The 18,008-nt window shown below is 66.8% G+C and carries 17 protein-coding genes; 7 read left to right on the top strand and 10 right to left on the bottom strand.

Annotated elements, in window-relative coordinates; genetic code table 11:
• Positions 1-53 precede the first annotated feature (53 nt).
• The 7 genes from E3D03_RS08250 to glpD all read right to left on the bottom strand — a co-directional run bounded on the left by E3D03_RS08250 (position 54) and on the right by glpD (position 7,687).
• The gene (locus E3D03_RS08250; protein ID WP_411969809.1) at positions 54-1,733 is read right to left on the bottom strand and encodes an ABC transporter substrate-binding protein; all 1,680 of its coding nucleotides are present in this window, start codon (positions 1,731-1,733) and stop codon (positions 54-56) included.
• A gap of 95 nt (positions 1,734-1,828) precedes the next feature.
• Positions 1,829-2,110 (bottom strand): DUF2160 domain-containing protein, encoded by a 282-nt coding sequence (locus tag E3D03_RS08245; RefSeq protein WP_062563362.1) that lies wholly within the window; start codon positions 2,108-2,110, stop codon positions 1,829-1,831.
• A gap of 134 nt (positions 2,111-2,244) precedes the next feature.
• Positions 2,245-3,048: a carbohydrate ABC transporter permease gene (locus E3D03_RS08240; RefSeq protein WP_263566563.1), complete on the bottom strand. Its 804-nt coding sequence runs from the start codon at positions 3,046-3,048 to the stop codon at positions 2,245-2,247.
• Entirely contained in the window at positions 3,048-3,935 is an 888-nt protein-coding gene (locus tag E3D03_RS08235; RefSeq protein ID WP_062563106.1) for a carbohydrate ABC transporter permease, read from the bottom strand. Before E3D03_RS08235 ends, E3D03_RS08240 begins: the two co-directional genes overlap by 1 nt.
• A complete protein-coding gene (locus E3D03_RS08230) occupies positions 3,935-5,011 on the bottom strand; it encodes an ABC transporter ATP-binding protein (RefSeq protein WP_062563105.1) in 1,077 nt (358 codons plus the stop codon). Before E3D03_RS08230 ends, E3D03_RS08235 begins: the two co-directional genes overlap by 1 nt.
• Position 5,012: 1 nt before the next feature.
• On the bottom strand, positions 5,013-6,089 hold the full coding sequence (locus E3D03_RS08225; RefSeq protein ID WP_062563104.1) for an ABC transporter ATP-binding protein: 1,077 nt from the start codon (positions 6,087-6,089) through the stop codon (positions 5,013-5,015).
• Between the two features lie 38 nt (positions 6,090-6,127).
• Positions 6,128-7,687, bottom strand: a complete 1,560-nt coding sequence (glpD, locus tag E3D03_RS08220) for a glycerol-3-phosphate dehydrogenase (RefSeq protein WP_263566562.1) — start codon at positions 7,685-7,687, stop codon at positions 6,128-6,130.
• A 301-nt stretch (positions 7,688-7,988) separates the two neighbouring features.
• Between glpD and E3D03_RS08215 the strand changes: the two genes are divergently transcribed.
• The 4 genes from E3D03_RS08215 (at position 7,989) to E3D03_RS08200 (ending at position 11,847) form a co-directional block, all read left to right on the top strand.
• Entirely contained in the window at positions 7,989-8,486 is a 498-nt protein-coding gene (locus E3D03_RS08215; RefSeq protein WP_062563102.1) for a cell wall hydrolase, read from the top strand.
• Positions 8,487-8,652: 166 nt separating this feature from the next.
• On the top strand, positions 8,653-9,585 hold the full coding sequence (cysD, locus tag E3D03_RS08210; RefSeq protein WP_216635406.1) for a sulfate adenylyltransferase subunit CysD: 933 nt from the start codon (positions 8,653-8,655) through the stop codon (positions 9,583-9,585).
• 1 nt (position 9,586) lies between these two features.
• The gene (cysN, locus tag E3D03_RS08205; protein ID WP_062563100.1) at positions 9,587-11,509 is read left to right on the top strand and encodes a sulfate adenylyltransferase subunit CysN; all 1,923 of its coding nucleotides are present in this window, start codon (positions 9,587-9,589) and stop codon (positions 11,507-11,509) included.
• Between the two features lie 161 nt (positions 11,510-11,670).
• Complete coding sequence (locus E3D03_RS08200; protein ID WP_253880124.1) at positions 11,671-11,847, top strand: hypothetical protein; 177 nt, start codon at positions 11,671-11,673, stop codon at positions 11,845-11,847.
• A gap of 51 nt (positions 11,848-11,898) precedes the next feature.
• On the opposite strand, the gene E3D03_RS08195 is transcribed toward E3D03_RS08200, so the two are convergent.
• Positions 11,899-12,684 (bottom strand): nitrilase-related carbon-nitrogen hydrolase, encoded by a 786-nt coding sequence (locus E3D03_RS08195; protein WP_263566561.1) that lies wholly within the window; start codon positions 12,682-12,684, stop codon positions 11,899-11,901.
• 82 nt (positions 12,685-12,766) lie between these two features.
• Here E3D03_RS08195 and E3D03_RS08190 point away from each other — a divergent pair, with 82 nt between their 5' ends.
• The 3 genes from E3D03_RS08190 (at position 12,767) to E3D03_RS08180 (ending at position 16,111) form a co-directional block, all read left to right on the top strand.
• The gene (locus tag E3D03_RS08190) at positions 12,767-14,416 is read left to right on the top strand and encodes a flavin monoamine oxidase family protein (protein ID WP_263566560.1); all 1,650 of its coding nucleotides are present in this window, start codon (positions 12,767-12,769) and stop codon (positions 14,414-14,416) included.
• Positions 14,417-14,639: 223 nt separating this feature from the next.
• Positions 14,640-15,701: a 3-deoxy-7-phosphoheptulonate synthase gene (locus E3D03_RS08185; protein ID WP_263566559.1), complete on the top strand. Its 1,062-nt coding sequence runs from the start codon at positions 14,640-14,642 to the stop codon at positions 15,699-15,701.
• A gap of 149 nt (positions 15,702-15,850) precedes the next feature.
• Complete coding sequence (locus tag E3D03_RS08180; RefSeq protein ID WP_263566558.1) at positions 15,851-16,111, top strand: hypothetical protein; 261 nt, start codon at positions 15,851-15,853, stop codon at positions 16,109-16,111.
• A gap of 80 nt (positions 16,112-16,191) precedes the next feature.
• Here E3D03_RS08180 and E3D03_RS08175 read toward each other — a convergent pair whose 3' ends face one another.
• On the bottom strand, positions 16,192-16,344 hold the full coding sequence (locus E3D03_RS08175; RefSeq protein WP_263566557.1) for a hypothetical protein: 153 nt from the start codon (positions 16,342-16,344) through the stop codon (positions 16,192-16,194).
• 145 nt (positions 16,345-16,489) lie between these two features.
• Positions 16,490-18,007 carry a tripartite tricarboxylate transporter permease gene (locus E3D03_RS08170; protein WP_263566556.1) on the bottom strand — a complete coding sequence of 506 codons (1,518 nt, stop codon included), beginning with the start codon at positions 18,005-18,007 and terminating at the stop codon, positions 16,490-16,492.
• Position 18,008: the final 1 nt, after the last annotated feature.

Here is an 18,008-nt window from a genome sequence, read left to right as displayed (position 1 = left end):
CGGGTCCGGCGTCTTGGGAAACGGGGGGCGGCGCACCGCCCCCCGGCTGGGCATTACTGCCAGGACTTGATCAGCTCGTCATAGGAAATCGTCTCGCCCTGCGGCTTTTCGTTTTCCAGCGGACCGACCGGCGAGCCCTCGGCGTCGAGCCATTCCTGCGGGTCCTTCTCCTCGTTCAGCTTCGGACCCAGGTCGCCCTGCACCTTCGCGCGTTCCAGACGGGCCAGCACCTTTTCCTGTTCGGCGCAAAGCGCGTCCAGCGCCTCTTGCGGGGTCTTGGCGCCCGAGAGCGCGTCGCCGATGTTCTGCCACCAGAGCTGCGCGAGCTTCGGATAGTCCGGGATATTGGTGCCGGTCGGCGACCATTGCGTGCGGGCGGGCGAGCGGTAGAACTCGATCAGCCCGCCCAGCTTGGGCGCGCGGTCGCTGAAGTGCTGGCTGTCGATGGTGGACTGGCGGATGAAGGTCAGGCCGACGTCGGATTTCTTCACATCGACCGTCTTCGAGGTGACGAATTGCGCATAGAGCCAGGCGGCCTGCGCGCGATCCACCGGCGTCGACTTCAACAGCGTCCAGCTGCCCACGTCCTGATAGCCGATCTTGGTGCCGTCCGACCAATAGGCGCCGTGCGGGCTGGGCGCCATGCGCCATTTCGGCGTGCCGTCCTCGTTCACGACCGGCGTGCCGGGCTTGACCATATCGGCGGTGAAGGCGGTGTACCAGAACATCTGCTGGGCGATGTCGCCGCGCGCCGGGACCGGGCCGGCCTCGCCGAAGGTCATGCCCATGGCTTCCGGCGGCGTGTATTTCTTGAGCCAGTCGATGGCCTTGGTCACGGCATAGACCGCCGCCGCATCGTTGGTCGCGCCGCCGCGTGCCACGCAGGAGCCGACGGGACGCGAATTCTCGTCGACGCGGATGCCCCATTCGTCGACCGGCAACCCGTTCGGCTCGCCCTTGTCGCCCATGCCGGCCATGGACATCCAGGCGTCGGTATAGCGCCAGCCCAGGCTGGGATCCTTCTTGCCATAGTCCATGTTGCCCCAGGCCTTCGCCGGGCCGCCCTCGATATAGGACATGTCGCGGCCGGTGAAGAATTCGGCGATGTCCTCATAGGCCGACCAGTTCACCGGCACGCCCAGGTCGTAGCCATATTTGGCCTTGAAATCGTCCTTGGTCTTCTGGTCGTTGAACCAGTCGTAGCGGAACCAGTAGAGGTTCGCGAACTGCTGGTCGGGCAGCTGATACAGGTCGCCGTCCGGCGCGGTGGTGAACTTCAGCCCGATGAAGTCGTCCAGGTCCAGGGTCGGGCTGGTGAAGTCCTTGCCCTCCTCGGCCATCCACTTGGTCAGGTCGCGGGCCTGCTGATAGCGCCAATGCGTGCCGATCAGGTCCGAGTCGTTGACATAGCCGTCATAGATGTTCTCGCCGGTCTGCATCTGGGTCTGCAGCTTTTCGACCACGTCGCCCTCGCCGATCAGGTCGTGGGTGACCTTGATGCCGGTGATGGCGCTGAAGGCCGGGGCCAGCACCTTGGCTTCGTATTCATGCGTGGTGATGGTTTCCGAGACCACCTTGATTTCCATCCCCGCCAGCGGCTTCGCGGCGTCGATGAACCACTGCATTTCCTTTTCCTGATCGGCGCGGGGCAGCGTGGACATCTCCCCGATCTCGGCGTCCAGAAATTTCTTGGCGGCCTCCATGTCGGCCCAGGCCGGGGCACCCATCACCATCAGCGCCAGCGCGATGGCTGTGGCCGCTGCGGCCCCTCTGTTCGGGATGGTTCTTGTCGGTCTCATGGTTTTCCTCCCTGACGAGACTTCTTTGTTCAAACCCAGCGGAATACCGCTGCGGCATAGACAAGGCACAGCGCGAGCGCCCACCACAGCGGCGGACCCGCGAAGAACAGCCAGCCCAGGCAGATGAAGGCCGAGCCGAGCAGGCTGATGAACAGCCGGTCCCCGCGCGTCGTCTCGATGCGCAGGATGCCGGTGCGCGGGGTTTCGGGAAACCGCAGCGCAAGAATGGTGAACAGCGTCAGAAGGCTGGCGATGACCCAGAAGAACAGCGCCACCGGAAAGGTCCAGGCCATCCAGCCGCCGGGGATCATCGGGTCGAACCATTGCTTTTCGCCGCTCGTGCTGGGGGTGGCCCAGAGCAGGAACGCCAGGGCAGCGCCCAGCACAGCGACGGCGGCGATGCAGATCGCGGTCCAGTTGACGCGACGGACGGCCAGGTCGGTCATCACACCCTCCCCAGGGCAAAGCCCTTGGCAATGTAGTTGCGCACGAACCAGATCACGAGCGCGCCGGGGATGATGGTCAGCACCCCCGCCGCCGCCAGCACGCCCCAGTCCATGCCCGAGGCCGAAACCGTGCGCGTCATGGTCGCGGCGATGGGCTTGGCGTTGACCGAGGTGAGCGTGCGCGACAACAGCAGCTCGACCCAGGAGAACATGAAGCAGAAGAAGGCCGCGACGCCGATGCCCGAGGCGATCAGCGGCATGAAGATGCGCACGAAGAAGCGCGGGAAGCTGTAGCCGTCGATATAGGCGGTCTCGTCGATCTCCTTCGGCACGCCGCGCATGAAACCTTCCAGGATCCAGACCGCCAGCGGCACGTTGAAGAGGCAATGCGCCAGCGCCACCGCGATATGCGTGTCGAAAAGCCCGATCGAGGAATAAAGCTGGAAGAAGGGCAGCGCGAAGACCGCCGGCGGCGACATGCGGTTGGTCAAGAGCCAGAAGAACAGGTGCTTGTCGCCCATGAAGTTGTAGCGCGAGAAGGCATAGGCGGCAGGCAGCGCCACCGCGATGGAAATCACCGTGTTCATCACCACATAGATGATGGAGTTCACGTAGCCCATATACCAGCTGGGGTCGGTCAGGATCACCCGGTAGTTCCGCAGCGTCAGGTTGTGCGGGTAAAGGCTGAAGGTGCCGGTGATCTCGGCATTGGTTTTCAGGCTCATGTTGAGCAGCCAATAGATCGGGATCAGCAGGAACAGCAGGTAAAGCACCATGACGATGGCCGAGGGTTTGAGGCGCATCACAGGCCCTCCGGGATGTCGGACGGGTTGCGGTCCATGCTGGTCATGACGGTGTAGAACACCCAGGAGACCAGCAGGATGACCAGGAAATACATCAGGCTGAAGGCCGCCGCCGGACCCAGGTCGAACTGCCCGACCGCCATTTTCACCAGGTCGATGGACAGGAAGGTGGTCGAATTGCCGGGACCGCCGCCGGTGACGACGAAAGGCTCGGTATAGATCATGAAGCTGTCCATGAAGCGCAGCAGCACGGCGATCAGCAGCACGCCCTTCATCTTCGGCAGCTCGATATAGCGGAACACGGCCCAGCGGCTGGCCTGGTCGATGCGCGCCGCCTGGTAATAGGCCTGCGGGATGGATTGCAGCCCGGCATAGCAGAGCAGCGCGACAAGCGAGGTCCAGTGCCAGACGTCCATGACGATGACCGTGACCCAGGCGTCGATCGGGTCGTTGGTATAGTTGTAGTCCAGCCCCAGGGCCTCAAGCGTATGGCCCAGAAGGCCGATATCGACGCGGCCGAAGATCTGCCAGATCGTGCCGACCACGTTGAACGGGATCAGCAGCGGCAGCGCCATCAGCACCAGCACCAGGCTGGACCAGAAGCCCTTTTTCGGCATGTTCAGCGCCACGAAGATGCCGAGCGGCACCTCGATGGCGAGGATGATGGCCGAGAACAGCGCCTGCCGCCCCAGGGCTTCGTGCAGGCGCGAGGAATGCACCATCTCGTCGAACCATTCGAGCCCGGCCCAGAAGAACTCGTTGTTGCCGAAAGTGTCGTTGAAGGCATAGTTCACCACCGTCATCAGCGGAATCACCGCCGAGAAGGCGACGATCACCAGGACCGGCAGCACCAGGAACCAGGCCTTGTTGTTCCAGGTCTTTTCCATCAGCGGCCCTCCTGTGGCGCCACGCGCCAGTCATCGGCATAGACGTTGATCTTGGACGGCAGAAAGGCGACGCGCGGTTCGGCCGGCAGGGCGCCGCCCTCGGGCAGGACCAGGTTCAGCGCCCGGCCCGCGACCTCGCCGCGCAGCAGGCGGTGGCGGCCGACGTCCTCGATCCGGCGCACGGCCAGCGGCAGGCCCTCCGCCGCAAGCGCGACATGTTCGGGGCGGATGCCGATCTGCACCCGGCCCGACAGCGCCGGATAGCGGGCGCCGAGCGCCACGATCTCGCCGCCCGGCAGCCGGGCCTGATCGCCCTGCACCTCGGCGTCGAGGAAATTCATCCCCGGCGAGCCGATGAAATAGCCGACGAAGCTATGGGCCGGACGCTCGAACAGTTCCTCGGGCGTGCCGATCTGCACCACGCGGCCGTCATACATGACCACGACCTTCTGGGCGAAGGTCAGCGCCTCGGTCTGGTCATGGGTGACATAGATCATGGTATGGCCGAACTGGCGGTGCAGCTCCTTGAGCTGGGTGCGCAGTTCCCATTTCATATGCGGGTCGATGACGGTCAGCGGCTCGTCGAACAGGATCGCGTTCACGTCCTCGCGCACCATGCCGCGGCCAAGGCTGATCTTCTGCTTGGCATCGGCGGTCAGGCCCTGGGCCTTGCGCGCCAGCATCGCCTCCATGCCGATCATCCGGGCGATCTGGTCCACGCGCGCCTTGATATAGGCGGCGTCCTTGCCGCGGTTCTTCAGCGGAAAGGCCAGATTCTCGCGCACGGTCATGGTGTCGTAGACGACCGGGAACTGGAACACCTGGGCGATGTTGCGGGCCGCCGTCGGCGCGTCGGTCACGTCGCGGTCGCCGAACAGCACCCGGCCGTGGCTGGGGGTCAAGAGCCCCGAGATGATGTTCAGAAGCGTGGTCTTGCCGCAGCCCGACGAGCCCAGCAGCGCATAGGCGCCGCCGTCCTGCCAGACATGGTCCATTTCCTTCAGCGCGTAATCCGCTTCCGACTTCGGATGCGGGTTGTAGCTGTGCGCCAGGTTCTTCAGCGTGATCTGCGCCATCTCAGGCCGCCTTCGCATAGGATGCGGGCGCGGCCAGCCGGCCGTCCGCGTCGAACAGATAGACATGCGCCGGGTCCAGCCAGACCGAGAGCGGCTGGCCCGGCGTCAGCACATGCACGCCCTCGACCAGCCCGACCCAGCGCTCGGCGCCGTGATCGACATGGATGAAGGTTTCCGAGCCGGTGATCTCGGTCGCGACCAGGGTGCAGGGAAACTCCACCGCCGCCGGGCTGTGGCGGGAGAGCGACAGGTGGTTGGCGCGAAAGCCGGCCAGATAGTCGCCGTCGGGCAGGCCCGGGACCGAGGGCACCGCGACCTGACCCAGAAGCAGCCGGTCGCCGCGCCGGGTGGCGGGGACGAAGTTCATCGGCGGGTCGGAGAACACCCGCGCCGTCGCGGCATCGACCGGGGCGCGATAGACCTGCGGCGTCGGGCCGAATTGCGTCATCCGGCCCTGCCACAGCGTCGCGGTATGGCCGCCCAGCAGCAGCGCCTCCTCGGGCTCGGTGGTGGCATAGACGAAGATCGCGCCGGAGGCCTCGAAGATGCGCGGGATCTCGACGCGCAATTCCTCGCGCAGCTTGTAGTCGAGGTTCGCCAGCGGCTCGTCCAGCAGCACCAGCCCGGCGCCCTTGACCAGCGCGCGGGCCAGGGCGCAGCGCTGCTGCTGGCCGCCGGACAGTTCCAAGGGCTTCCTGGCCAGCATCGGCGTCAGGCGCAGCATCTCGGCGGTCTCGCGCACCTTGCGGTCGATCTCGTCCCGCGGCCGGCCCAGGATGCGCAGCGGCGAGGCGATGTTCTCATAGACCGAAAGGCCGGGGTAGTTGATGAACTGCTGATAGACCATGGCGACGCCGCGGTCCTGCACGCGCTGGCCGGTCACGTCCTGGCCCTGCCACAGGATGCGGCCGGCGGTCGGCTGGTCCAGCCCGGCCATCAGGCGCATCAGGCTGGTCTTGCCCGAGAGCGTCGGGCCCAAGAGCACGTTCATCGTGCCCTCGCGCAAGGTCAGGCTGGTCGGGTGGATATGCACCCTTCCGCCGACAAGACGCGAGACGCCCTGCAATTCCAGCGCCATTCCTTCTCCTCCCCTCGCCGCCCCCTCCGGGCGGCGGATCATCGCGACCCGACGAACGCCTCCAGCTCGCGGATCTGGTTGTCATTCATATGCAGCCCCAGCTTGGTGCGGCGCCACAGGATGTCCTCGGCCGTGCAGGCGAATTCGTTGGCGATAAGCCAGCTTACCTCGGTCTCGCTCAGCCCGGCACCGAAATCGCGACCCAGGTCCGCAAGGCTCTGCGCCCCGTCGAGCATCAGGAAGGCCTCGGTGCCATAGGTCCGCACCAGCCGCTGCGCGAGTCGCGCAGGCAGGAACGGAAAGCCGGCCCGGAGTCGCGCGATCAGCTCGACCGCGCCATCGACCGGGAAATCGCCGCCGGGCAGCGCCACGCCGGCCGTCCAGGGCTGGCCTGCCTGCGGAAAGAAGGGGCTCAGCTTTTCCAGCGCGCTTTCGGCCAGCCGGCGATAGGTGGTGATCTTGCCGCCGAAGACGTTCAGCAGCGGCGGGCCATCCGTGTCGAGGCTCAGCACATAGTCCCGCGTCGCCGCCGTCGCCGATTTGGCGCCGTCGTTATAGAGCGGCCGCACCCCGGAATAGGTCCAGACCACCTGATCCGGCGTCACCGGCGCGGCGAAATACTGGCTGGCGAAGGCGCAGAGATAGTCGCGCTCGGCATCCGTGCAGCGCGCCTCGCCCGGCGGGCCCTGATGGTCCATGTCGGTGGTGCCGATCAGGGTGAAATCCTGCTCATAGGGAATGGCGAAGATGATGCGCCCATCGCTGCCCTGGAAGAAATAACAGCGGTCGTGGTCGTAGAGCTTCGGCACGACGATATGGCTGCCGCGCACCAGCCGCACCCCTTCGGATGAGCGGATATGCGCGACATTGCGGATCACATCCTCGACCCAGGGGCCGCCGGCATTGACCAGCGCCCGGGCCTGATGGGTCTGCACCCCCGCCGGGCCATCGGTCGTGACCTGCCACAGATCGCCCACCCGCTCGGCCCGGGTGACGCGGGTGCGGGTCAGGATGGTGGCGCCGCGTCCCACGGCATCGCGGGCGTTCAGCGCCACCAGCCGCGAATCCTGCACCCAGCAGTCGGAATATTCCCAGCCACGCCGGAAGCCGGGCTTCAGCGGCTTGCCCAGGGGGTCGGTCGCGAGATCCAGCCGGGCGGTGCCGGGCAGGATCTTGCGCCCGCCAAGGTGGTCATAAAGGAACAGCCCCAGCCGGATCAGCCAGGCCGGGCGGCGGCCGCGCGTCCAGGGCATGACCAGGCCCAGCAGGCGCGAAGTCGGCGTGTCGCTTTCAAAGCGCATCTCGGGCGAATAGGGCAGCACGAAGCGCATCGGCCAGCTGATATGCGGCATGGCGCGCAGCAGGGTCTCGCGTTCCTCCAGCGCCTCGCGCACCAGGCGGAACTCGAAGAACTCCAGATAGCGCAGCCCGCCGTGGAACAGCTTGGTCGAGGCCGAGGAGGTCGCCTGCGCCAGATCGCCCATCTCGGCCAGCGTCACCGACAGCCCGCGGCCGGCCGCGTCGCGCGCGATGCCGCAGCCGTTGATGCCGCCGCCGATGATGAAAAGATCGGCCGTTGGCCGCTTTGCCGATGACACGCCAACCCTCCGCCGGTGCCACGCCCCTGTCTTGCCGAAAACTTGTAACGGCTGCGTGACCCCGGTCAAGCATTGATTTTCGTTTTCATGCCAATTCGCGCAAAAACGAACTGATTTGCGCGGCGATGCAGAAAAATTCCAGGCGGGATTGCTGCAATTGCAGCGTGACGCCCGCGTCCATACGCGGTTTCTTTCGTTTCGCGTGGCGGAAGCTCCGCCGCGATGGCGGTTGAAGCGGCGGCGCGGCTCTTGCTAAGCATCGGGCGAATGCGGCCGCGCGCCGCCCGCCAAAGGAACCGCCATGCCCTTTTCCAGCCTTCGGCCCGCGCTGCTGACCGGCCTTGCCCTGCTGATGCTGGCGGGCTGCGGCATGCGGCGCCACAGCCCGCTGGAATGCATGGAGCGGGCGATGTATTTCGAATCGAACCGCTCCAGCCGCGACGGCATGATCGCCGTGGGCAGCGTGGTGATGAACCGGGTCGAATCGGGACAGTATCCGCGCTCGATCTGCGGCGTCGTCGGCCAGCGCGGACAGTTCGCGCCGGGCATCATGACGCGGCGCATGAACGACAGCGGCCTGCCCAAGGTACGCGAGGCCGCCCGCGCCGTCCTGCGCGGCGAGCGTCACCCGATGATCGGCAAGGCCATGTTCTTCCACGCCGCCAGCCACCGCTTCGGCTATGACAACATGCATTACGTGCTGGTCGCGGGCGGCAATGCGTTTTACGAAAAGCGCAAGAGCCACCTGGTCAGCCAGCCGGTGCCGCCGCGCCCGGTCGAGGGCATCACCGGCTGGTAAGCCGCGCCGAAGCGAACCCATACGAAAATTTGCGAATGGATACGCACGGCCGGACGCCGTTCGCCCGGGCATACCGGCCGGACAAGGCGGATTCCCGCTGCGGTGGTCTTGGTATTGCCGGCGAAATCTGGCAAAGGACGCGCAACACTGAACAGGGGCCATGCAGATGAGCAGCATCGAGACAGAAACCGAGGGTCGGGCGGCCACCCTGACCCATCTTCAAAGGCTTGAGGCCGAGAGCATCCAGATCATGCGCGAGGTCGTCGCCAGCGCCGACAATCCGGTGATGCTCTATTCCGTGGGCAAGGACTCGGCCTGCATGCTGCATCTGGCGAAAAAGGCCTTCTACCCGGCGCCGCCGCCCTTCCCGCTGCTGCACGTGGACACGACCTGGAAGTTCCGCGCCATGTACGAGCTGCGCGACCGCGCCGCCGCCGCCGCCGGCATGGAGCTGATCGTCCACCACAACCCCGAGGCGATGGAAAAGGGCATCAACCCCTTCGACCACGGCAGCCTGCACACCGACATGTGGAAGACCGACGGGCTGAAGCAGGCGCTGAGCAAGTTCAATTTCGACGTGGCCTTCGGCGGCGCGCGCCGCGACGAGGAGAAATCCCGCGCCAAGGAGCGGGTGTTCTCGTTCCGCTCGGCCAACCACCGCTGGGACCCCAAGAACCAGCGCCCCGAGCTGTGGAAGCTCTACAACACCCGCAAGGGCAAGGGCGAATCGATCCGGGTCTTCCCGCTGTCGAACTGGACCGAGCTGGACATCTGGCAATACATCCACCTGGAAGGCATCGACATCGTGCCGCTGTATTTCAGCGACAAGCGCCCGGTCGTCGAACGCGACGGGCTGCTGATCATGGTCGATGACGAACGCTTCCGCCTGCGCGACGGCGAACAGCCGATGATGAAATCGGTGCGCTTCCGCACGCTGGGCTGCTATCCGCTGACCGGCGCCGTGGAATCCGAGGCCCGCACCCTGCCCGAGGTCATCCAGGAAATGCTCTTGACCACGACCTCGGAGCGCCAGGGCCGCGCCATCGACCACGACCAGTCCGCGTCGATGGAGAAGAAGAAGCAAGAGGGGTATTTCTGAAATGAACCTTCAAGACAAAGACCCCGTCTACGTCACCGACGCGCTGATCGCCGAGGACATCGACGCCTATCTGCTGAAGCACCAGCACAAGACCATGCTGCGCTTCATCACCTGCGGCTCGGTCGATGACGGCAAATCGACGCTGATCGGCCGGCTCTTGTACGACAGCAAGATGATCTTCGAGGATCAGCTTGCAAGCCTTGAAAACGACAGCAAGAATGTCGGAACCCAAGGCGGCGAGATCGACTTCGCCCTTCTGGTCGATGGCTTGGCGGCGGAACGCGAACAGGGCATTACCATCGACGTGGCCTATCGCTTCTTCGCCACCGACAAGCGCAAATTCATCGTCGCCGACACTCCCGGCCATGAGCAATATACCCGCAACATGGTCACCGGCGCCTCGACCGCCGACCTGGCGGTGATCCTGATCGACGCGCGCCAGGGTGTGCTGACCCAGACCCGGCGGCACAGCTATCTGGTGAACCTGCTCGGCATCAAGAACGTGGTGCTGGCGGTGAACAAGATGGACCTGGTCGATTACTCGGCCGAGCGTTTCTACGAGATCGTCAGCGATTACAGCCACTTCGCCAAGCAGATCGGCATGGAAAGCTTCCTGCCGATCCCGATCTCGGGGCTCAAGGGCGACAATATCGTAACCAAGAGCCCGGCGATGCCCTGGTATCAGGGCCCGACCCTGCTGGGCCACCTGGAAGAGGCGCCGGTCAACGACGCCCGCATGCAGGAGCAGCCCTTCCGCATGGCGGTGCAATGGGTGAACCGGCCGAACCTCGACTTCCGCGGCTTCGCCGGCCAGATCGGCGCCGGACAGGTCCGGCCGGGCGACGCGATCCGGGTGCTGCCCTCGGGCAAGACCACCACGGTGAAATCCATCGTCACCTTCGACGGCGATCTGGACCAGGCGGTGGCCGGGCAATCCGTCACCATCACCTTCGCCGATGAGATCGACTGCTCGCGCGGCGACGTGATCGTCCGGTCGGACGCACCCTGCGAAGTGGCCGACCAGTTCGAGGCGACGCTGGTGTGGATGGCCGAGCAGGAGATGCTGCCGGGCCGGCCCTATATCCTGAAGATCGGCACCCAGACCGTGACCGCCACCGTGACCGAGCCCAAGTATGAGGTGAACGTCAACACGCTGGAGCACCTGGCCAGCAAGACGCTGGGCCTGAACGCGATCGGCGTGGTGAACATCTCGACCGACCGGCCGATCCCGTTCGAGGCCTATGCCACCAACCCCGACCTGGGCGGCTTCATCCTGATCGACCGGATGTCGAATGCCACGGTCGCGGCCGGCATGATCCATTTCGCGCTGCGCCGCTCGCAGAACGTGCATTGGCAGGCGCTGGATGTCGACCGCGAGGCCCATGCCAGCCTGAAGAACCAGAAGCCCGCCGTGGTCTGGTTCACCGGCCTGTCGGGCTCGGGGAAGTCGACCATCGCCAATATCGTCGAGAAGAAGCTGCATGCGCTTGGCAAGCACACCTTCCTGCTGGACGGCGACAACATCCGCCACGGGCTGAACCGCGACCTTGGCTTCACCGATGCCGACCGGGTGGAAAACATCCGCCGCGTGGGCGAGGTTGCCAAGCTGATGACCGATGCGGGGCTGATCGTTCTGACCGCCTTCATTTCGCCCTTCCGCTCGGAACGGCAGATGGTGCGCGACCTGATGGCGCCGGGCGAATTCGTCGAGGTCTTCGTCGACACGCCGCTGGCGGTCGCCGAATCGCGCGACGTGAAGGGCCTTTACAAGAAGGCACGCGCGGGCCAGCTGAAGAACTTCACCGGCATCGACAGCCCCTATGAGCTGCCGCAGCAGGCTGAGATCACCGTCAATACCGTCGATCTGACCCCCGAGGACGCCGCCGAGCGCATCGTTCAATACGTGCTGACCCGGATGAGCTGAGGCCGGATCCTTAGGGATTGACTTAAAAGCCAGGCAAAGGGGCGGTGTCGGCAACGGCACCGCCCTTGCCTTGCGCCGTTTCGGCAACACTGTCCGAAAGTGGTATTGTTGTTCCCCTGTTCCGCGAGGCAGGCTTGGGGAAAGAACAACAGGAGATGACCATGAAAGGCACGGTCACGATCACCGGTCGCAAGGGCGCGCTGGTGTCCGGGGAATACGAAGTCACCGGCGATCGGCTGCGGGTGTTCTATGACGGGCAGGAGCGGCTGGTGCGCATCGACGGCGGCCAGGTCGATCACCTGGCCCAGGCGCTGCTGCGCGACCTCTGGCTGGGCTGAGCCCGGCGGAACAAGCCTCGCGCCGGGCCGATGCGGCCCGGTGCGCGCGCCTTAGGCGTCCTTGCCGGCCGGGCGGTATTCCCGCGCCAGCGCGGCCCGGCCTTCGGGCGGCACGGCATCGGCCGCGGTCAGGTCCACGACCAGCAGCGCCTCGCCCCGCGCGCCCGCCATGGCCAAAGGCTGGCCGTCCGGTCCAGCGATGACCGACAGGCCGCCATAGTCCAGCCCGGCCTCGGAGCCCGCGTAATTCGCATAGGCCACCACCGCGCCACTCTCATGCGCGCGGGCCGGGACCAGCACGCGCTGGACATGCTCGAAGCCCAGGGGATTGGCGGTCGGCACCAGGATCAACCGTGCGCCCCCCGCCGCCAGCGCCGCGGCATGGCCGGGAAACTCGATGTCATAACAGACCAGCGTTGCCGCCGCCCGCCCCGCCAGTTGAAAGACCGGCGGCAGTTCGGTGCCGCGCCGGAACCCTGCCTGCTCCATGGCGCCATAGAGCTGGATCTTGCGATAATGCGACAGGATCGCCCCGTCGGCGCCGATCACCGTCGCGGCGTTGTAAAGCGCCTCGCCCGCGCGCTCGGCCCAGCCAAGGCATAGCCCGCAGCCGGCCTCGCGCGCCATCTCGCGCAGGCGGGTGATCCATGCGCCGTCCAGCGGCTGGGCCAGCGCGGCATGCAGGTCGGGGCGGTTATAGCCCGGCAGGATCAGCTCGGGCGTCAGCAGCAGCCCGGCGCCCGCCGCCGAGGCCGCCCGCAACTGCTGGCAGATCGCCCGGAAAACCGCGTCGATCCGGCCATTTGTCGGCGGCGCCTGCCAGAGTGCAATCTTCACTTTTCAGCCCCTTCGCGGCGATACTGGCGCGCAGTCTAACCGATCCTCCGGCCTTCGCCAGCCGGCCCCGTGGGAGAGCAGCATGACCGACCGCCCCGTCACCGCCTTCGGGCCGGATTTCCCCTTTGCCTATGACGACTGGCTGCGCCATCCGGCGGGGCTTGGCGCCATCCCGGCCGAGCGGTTCGGCACCAAGGTTGCGGTGATCGGCGCGGGCTGCGCCGGCATCGTCGCCAGCCACGAGCTGATGAAGCTGGGCCTGCATCCCGAGGTCTATGAATCGGCCAAGCTGGGCGGCCGGCTGCGGTCCGAGATCTTCGAGGGCACCGAGGACGTGGTGGCGGAACTGGGCGGGATGCGCTTTCCGGTCTCCTCGGCCGCCTTCTACCATTACGTCGACCTGGTCGGGCTGGAAAGCCGGCCGTTTCCGAACCCGCTGACCGCCGCCGCCGGCTCGACGGTGATCGACCTCGAGGGCGAGACGCATTTCGCCCGCAGCCTCGACGATCTGCCCCGGCTTTACCACGAGGTCGCCACCGCCTATCGCACCGCGCTGGAGGAACACGCCGATTTCGCCGCGCTGCAACAGGCGGTGCGCGACCGCGACGTGGCGCGGCTCAAGGCGCTGTGGGATCCGCTGGTGGCGCAATGGGACGAGCGCACCTTCTACGATTTCGTGGTCTCGTCCAAGGCGTTCCAGGGCCTCGGCTTCCGCCACCGCGAGGTGTTCGGCCAGGTCGGCTTCGGCACCGGCGGCTGGGACAGCGATTTTCCGAATTCGATGCTGGAGATCCTGCGGGTGAACCTGCTGGAGCTGGACGACAATCAGCGTTTCATCGTCGGCGGGGTCGAGACCGTGCTGCAACGGCTGTGGCGCCAGCCGGCGGTCTGCGTGCATTGGCCCGCGGGCACCACGCTCAGCGCGCTGAACGGCGGCGCGACGCTGGGCCGGGCCTGCCGCATCGCCCGCAACGGCGCGGGCTTCACCGTCACCGACCAATGGGGCGTTGCCCGCGACTATGCGGCCGTGCTGGTGACCTGCCAGAGCCACCTGCTGACCACCTCGGTCGCGGTGGACGAATCGCTCTTCGACCAGAAGCTGTGGATGGCGCTGGACCGCACCCGCTACATGCAGGCGGCGAAGACCTTCGTCATGGTGGACCGGCCGTTCTGGAACGATACCGATCCGGCGACCGGCCGGCCGCTGCTGTCGATGACGCTGACCGACCGGCTGACGCGCGGCAGCTATTTCTTCGACAATGGCCCCGACCGGCCGGCGGTGATCTGCCTGAGCTATTCCTGGATGACCGACGCGCTGAAGGTGCTGCCGCTGGCACCCGAGCGGCGGGTCGAACTGGCGCTGGATGCGCTGGACAAGATCTATCCCGGCGTCGACATCCGCAGCCATATCCGCGGCGCCCCGATCTGCGTCAGCTGGGAGGCGGACGAGAATTTCCTCGGCGCCTTCAAGGGCGCGCTGCCCGGGCATTACCGCTATAACCACCGCATGTATGGCCATTTCATGCAGGGCGCCATGCCCGAAGAGCAGCGCGGCATCTTCCTGGCCGGCGACGGCATCAGCTGGACCCCGGCCTGGGTCGAGGGTGCGGTGCAGACCGCGCTGAACGCGGTCTGGGGGGTGATGGCGCATCTGGGCGGCGCCTGCGCGCCCGAGAATCCCGGGCCGGGCGAGCTGTGGCCGCGGATCGGCCCGCTGGCCTTGCCGGACTGAACCCGAAAAATCGCGTGACAAGCCGGCGCGGCCCGGCTAACCATGGCGCCATGTCGCATCGTGAATTCTACACCGCCTCGTTTTATTGGTTCCGCTGTCCCCAGCGGAGCCGGGTTGCCGTGTAGCGTCAGGAACGCGATACTATCCCCGAAAGCCGCTGGCCCGACCGGCGGCTTTTGTCTTTCGAAAACCCCCGGTCCGGCCCCTTCGCAGAGAAAGAGCCATGACCATCCAGACCGAAAACCTGCATATCGACAGCCTGCGCCTGCTGCCCGCGCCCGCCGCCCTGGCGGCCGAGCTGCCGCGCGACGATGCGATCTCGCGCCTCGTCACTGAAAGCCGTGCCGCGATCCGCGCCATCCTGGCCGGCGCTGACCGCCGGCTTCTGGTGGTGGTCGGCCCCTGCTCGATTCACGACCCCAAGGCCGCGCTCGACTATGCCGCGCGGCTGGCCGAGGAGCGCCGGGCACTGTCCGACCGGCTGGAAATCGTCATGCGGGTCTATTTCGAGAAGCCGCGCACCACGGTCGGCTGGAAGGGGCTGATCAACGACCCGCATCTGGACGGCTCGGACCGGATCGAGGACGGGCTGCCGATGGCGCGCCGGCTGCTTTTGGACATCAACCGCATGGGCCTGCCGGCCGCGACCGAATTCCTGGACCCGATCCTGCCGCAGTATTTCGCCGACCTGATCGCCTGGGGCGCCATCGGCGCGCGCACCACGGAAAGCCAGATCCATCGCCAGCTGGCCTCGGGCCTGTCCTGCCCGGTCGGCTTCAAGAACGGCACCGATGGCGGCGTGCAGGTGGCGCTGGATGCGATCCGCTCGGCCGCGGGTGCGCACAGCTTCCCGGCGATCACTGCCGACGGCCGCGCCGCCATCGCCCGCACCACCGGCAATGCGGCCTGCCATCTGGTGCTGCGCGGCGGCCATGCCGGGCCGAATTACGGCGCCGCCGATGTGGACGCCGCCGCGGCGGCGGCCGCCAGGGTCGGGGTGGATCCCGGCATCGTCATCGACGCCAGCCACGCCAACAGCGGCAAGGACGCCGCGCGCCAGCCGGCGGTGATCGCCGATATCGCCGCGCAGATCCGGGGCGGCGAGGCGCGCATCCGCGGCGTCATGCTGGAAAGCAACCTCGTCGCCGGGCGGCAGGATCTGGCCCCGGGCCGCGTGCCGACCTATGGCCAGAGCATCACCGATGCCTGCCTGGGCTGGGAGGACACGCGCCGACTGCTGCACGACCTCGCCGCCACCCTGGACGCGCAGGCCCGCGCTGCCTGAGGCTCGGGGCGTCGGGCCAGCTTTCCTGACGCCCGCGGCCATTCGCGGCGCAAGCGGCCGATGGCGAATTCGGCAAGGCGCGGCGGTCCTTCCTGGTCACCGCCCAGACGGTGCCCGCTCGACCAGCGGCCGGCGCATGATTCCGGGCTATGGACCTCGACCACCGCGCATTCGTCGAAGATCGCTATGCCCAGGCCCGTGGTGCAGCAGGCGATCGCCGCCTCGCGGAACGGCCGCGCCGGGTCTCGCTTTTCGCGACGGCGAGCGCGTCCCGCATGGTTTGCACAGGAAAGGCAGATGACGCCCTTCCTGGCGGCGGCGGCCGCCGCTATCAGGTCGACATGCTCTTCGGATCCCGCCCGATCTGGAGCGTCGCCGCGCTGCGCGAGACGGCCGCGATCAGCTGTTGATCGCAACGGAACGCCGCCCGGATCGGCTGATCGGGGCGGCGGGATGGCGCGGGACGCGGGGTCTGCTGCCCCGGCCGTCCTTACAGGTGGATCTGGCTGAAGGCGGCCTTGGGAATGCCCAGTTTCTTCAGGTCGCGCGCGTCCGGAGTGCGGTGCATGTCTACCGCGGCGGCAGCGTGGACGGCGGCCTGGAAGGCGCCGAAGAACGAGCGGAGGGACTGAAGGGCGGTCATCTGTTTTGCCTGTCTGTCGGTGTTTCTACGCCAACAGAGATGGGCCTCTCCCGCCGTTTCCGCAACGCAGCATTTGGGCAATGCCGCCATGTGCGCAGGGCATGGCAACCCCGGCCGCGCCGTTGGGCGGGCCGGGGTTATTGCTTCAGTCCTCGTCGCCGGCAAGCTGCGCCAGCACCTGGCCCTTGCCGCGCGCCCGCAGGATCAGCGGCACGATCAGCGCCAGGGCGGCGATGCCCAGAAGCGTGGCCGCGATGGGCGAATGCAGCAGATAGCTCCAGTCGCCCTGGCTGATCGACAGCGCCCGACGCAGCTGCTGCTCGGCCATCGGGCCCAGGATCAGCCCGACGACGATGGGCGCGATGGGATAGCCGTAAAGCCGCATCACATAGCCCAGCACGCCGAAGCCCAGAAGCATCCCCAACTCGACGCTGGAGGGGTTGGCGCCGATGGTGCCCAGCGTCGCAAACAGCAGGATGCCGGCATAGAGCCAGGGTTTCGGCACGGTCAAGAGCTTCACCCACAGCCCGATCAGCGGCAGGTTCAGGACCAGCAGCATGGCGTTGGCGATCAGCAGGCTGGCGATCAGCCCCCAGACCAGCGTCGGGTTGGTGGCAAAGAGCAGCGGGCCGGGCTGCAGCCCGAACTGCTGGAAGCCCGCCAGCATGATCGCCGCCGTGGCGCTGGTCGGCAGGCCCAGCGTCAAGAGCGGCACCAGCGTGCCCGCCGCGCTGGCGTTGTTCGCCGCTTCGGGACCGGCCACGCCTTCGATGGCGCCCTGGCCGAATTCCTCGGGGTGCTTCGACAGCTTCTTCTCGGTCGCATAGGACAGGAAGGTGCCGATCTCGGCCCCGCCCGCGGGCATGGCGCCGATGGGAAAGCCGATGACGGTGCCGCGCAGCCAGGGCTTCCACGAACGCGCCCAGTCGCTGCGGTTCATCCAGACCGAGCCCTTGACGGCGGTGACCTCGTCGTCGTGCTGCTCGCGCTGGCCGGCGATGAACAGCGCCTCGCCCACCGCGAACATGGCGACGGCCATGGTGGTGACCTCAATCCCGTCCAGAAGCTCGGCCTGGCCGAAGGACAGCCGCGCCTGCCCGGTCAGCTGGTCGATGCCGACGCAGGCCAGCGCCAGGCCCAGGAACAGCGAGGTCAGCCCGCGCAGGGCAGAATCGCCGAAGGCGGCCGAGACGGTGACGAAGGCCAAGACCATCAGCGCGAAATATTCGCGCGGGCCGAATACCAGCGCCAGCTTGACGATGGTCGGCGCCAGGAAGGCCAGCAGCAGCGTGGCGATCAGTCCGGCGATGAAGCTGCCGATGGCGGCGGTGGCCAGCGCCGGCCCGCCCCGGCCCTTGCGGGCCATCTTGTTGCCTTCCAGCGCGGTGATGATCGAGGCGCTCTCGCCCGGCGTGTTCAGCAGGATCGAGGTGGTCGAGCCGCCATACATGCCGCCGTAATAGATGCCGGCGAACATGATGAGCGAGCCGGCCGGATCCAGCCGATAGGTCACGGGCAGAAGCAGCGCCACGGTCAGCGCCGGGCCGATGCCGGGCAGCACGCCCACGGCGGTGCCCAGCGTGACGCCGATCAGCGCATAGAACAGCAGCATCGGGTCAGCGGCGGTCGCCAGGCCCTGCATCAGGAAATCGAAGGCGCCCATG

The sequence above is a fragment of the Paracoccus sp. DMF genome (genome assembly GCF_004407025.1).
Lineage (GTDB): Bacteria > Pseudomonadota > Alphaproteobacteria > Rhodobacterales > Rhodobacteraceae > Paracoccus > Paracoccus aminovorans_B.
The sequence above is the reverse complement of the archived record's forward strand: the minus strand, read 5'-3'. Positions and strand labels throughout refer to the sequence as shown.

Bases quoted from the DNA above. Each gene is read 5' to 3' on its own strand.
- E3D03_RS08170 (WP_263566556.1), bottom strand. From the start codon at position 18,007: ATGGGCGCCTTCGATTTCCTGATGCAGGGCCTGGCGACCGCCGCTGAC.
- E3D03_RS08235 (WP_062563106.1), bottom strand. From the start codon at position 3,935: ATGGAAAAGACCTGGAACAACAAGGCCTGGTTCCTGGTGCTGCCGGTC.
- E3D03_RS08185 (WP_263566559.1), top strand. From the start codon at position 14,640: ATGACCATCCAGACCGAAAACCTGCATATCGACAGCCTGCGCCTGCTG.
- E3D03_RS08250 (WP_411969809.1), bottom strand. From the start codon at position 1,733: ATGGTGATGGGTGCCCCGGCCTGGGCCGACATGGAGGCCGCCAAGAAA.
- E3D03_RS08230 (WP_062563105.1), bottom strand. From the start codon at position 5,011: ATGGCGCAGATCACGCTGAAGAACCTGGCGCACAGCTACAACCCGCAT.
- E3D03_RS08190 (WP_263566560.1), top strand. From the start codon at position 12,767: ATGACCGACCGCCCCGTCACCGCCTTCGGGCCGGATTTCCCCTTTGCC.
- E3D03_RS08215 (WP_062563102.1), top strand. From the start codon at position 7,989: ATGCCCTTTTCCAGCCTTCGGCCCGCGCTGCTGACCGGCCTTGCCCTG.
- E3D03_RS08240 (WP_263566563.1), bottom strand. From the start codon at position 3,048: ATGCGCCTCAAACCCTCGGCCATCGTCATGGTGCTTTACCTGCTGTTC.
- E3D03_RS08225 (WP_062563104.1), bottom strand. From the start codon at position 6,089: ATGGCGCTGGAATTGCAGGGCGTCTCGCGTCTTGTCGGCGGAAGGGTG.
- E3D03_RS08245 (WP_062563362.1), bottom strand. From the start codon at position 2,110: ATGATCCCCGGCGGCTGGATGGCCTGGACCTTTCCGGTGGCGCTGTTC.
- cysN (WP_062563100.1), top strand. From the start codon at position 9,587: ATGAACCTTCAAGACAAAGACCCCGTCTACGTCACCGACGCGCTGATC.
- E3D03_RS08175 (WP_263566557.1), bottom strand. From the start codon at position 16,344: ATGACCGCCCTTCAGTCCCTCCGCTCGTTCTTCGGCGCCTTCCAGGCC.
- cysD (WP_216635406.1), top strand. From the start codon at position 8,653: ATGAGCAGCATCGAGACAGAAACCGAGGGTCGGGCGGCCACCCTGACC.
- E3D03_RS08200 (WP_253880124.1), top strand. From the start codon at position 11,671: ATGAAAGGCACGGTCACGATCACCGGTCGCAAGGGCGCGCTGGTGTCC.
- E3D03_RS08180 (WP_263566558.1), top strand. From the start codon at position 15,851: ATGGACCTCGACCACCGCGCATTCGTCGAAGATCGCTATGCCCAGGCC.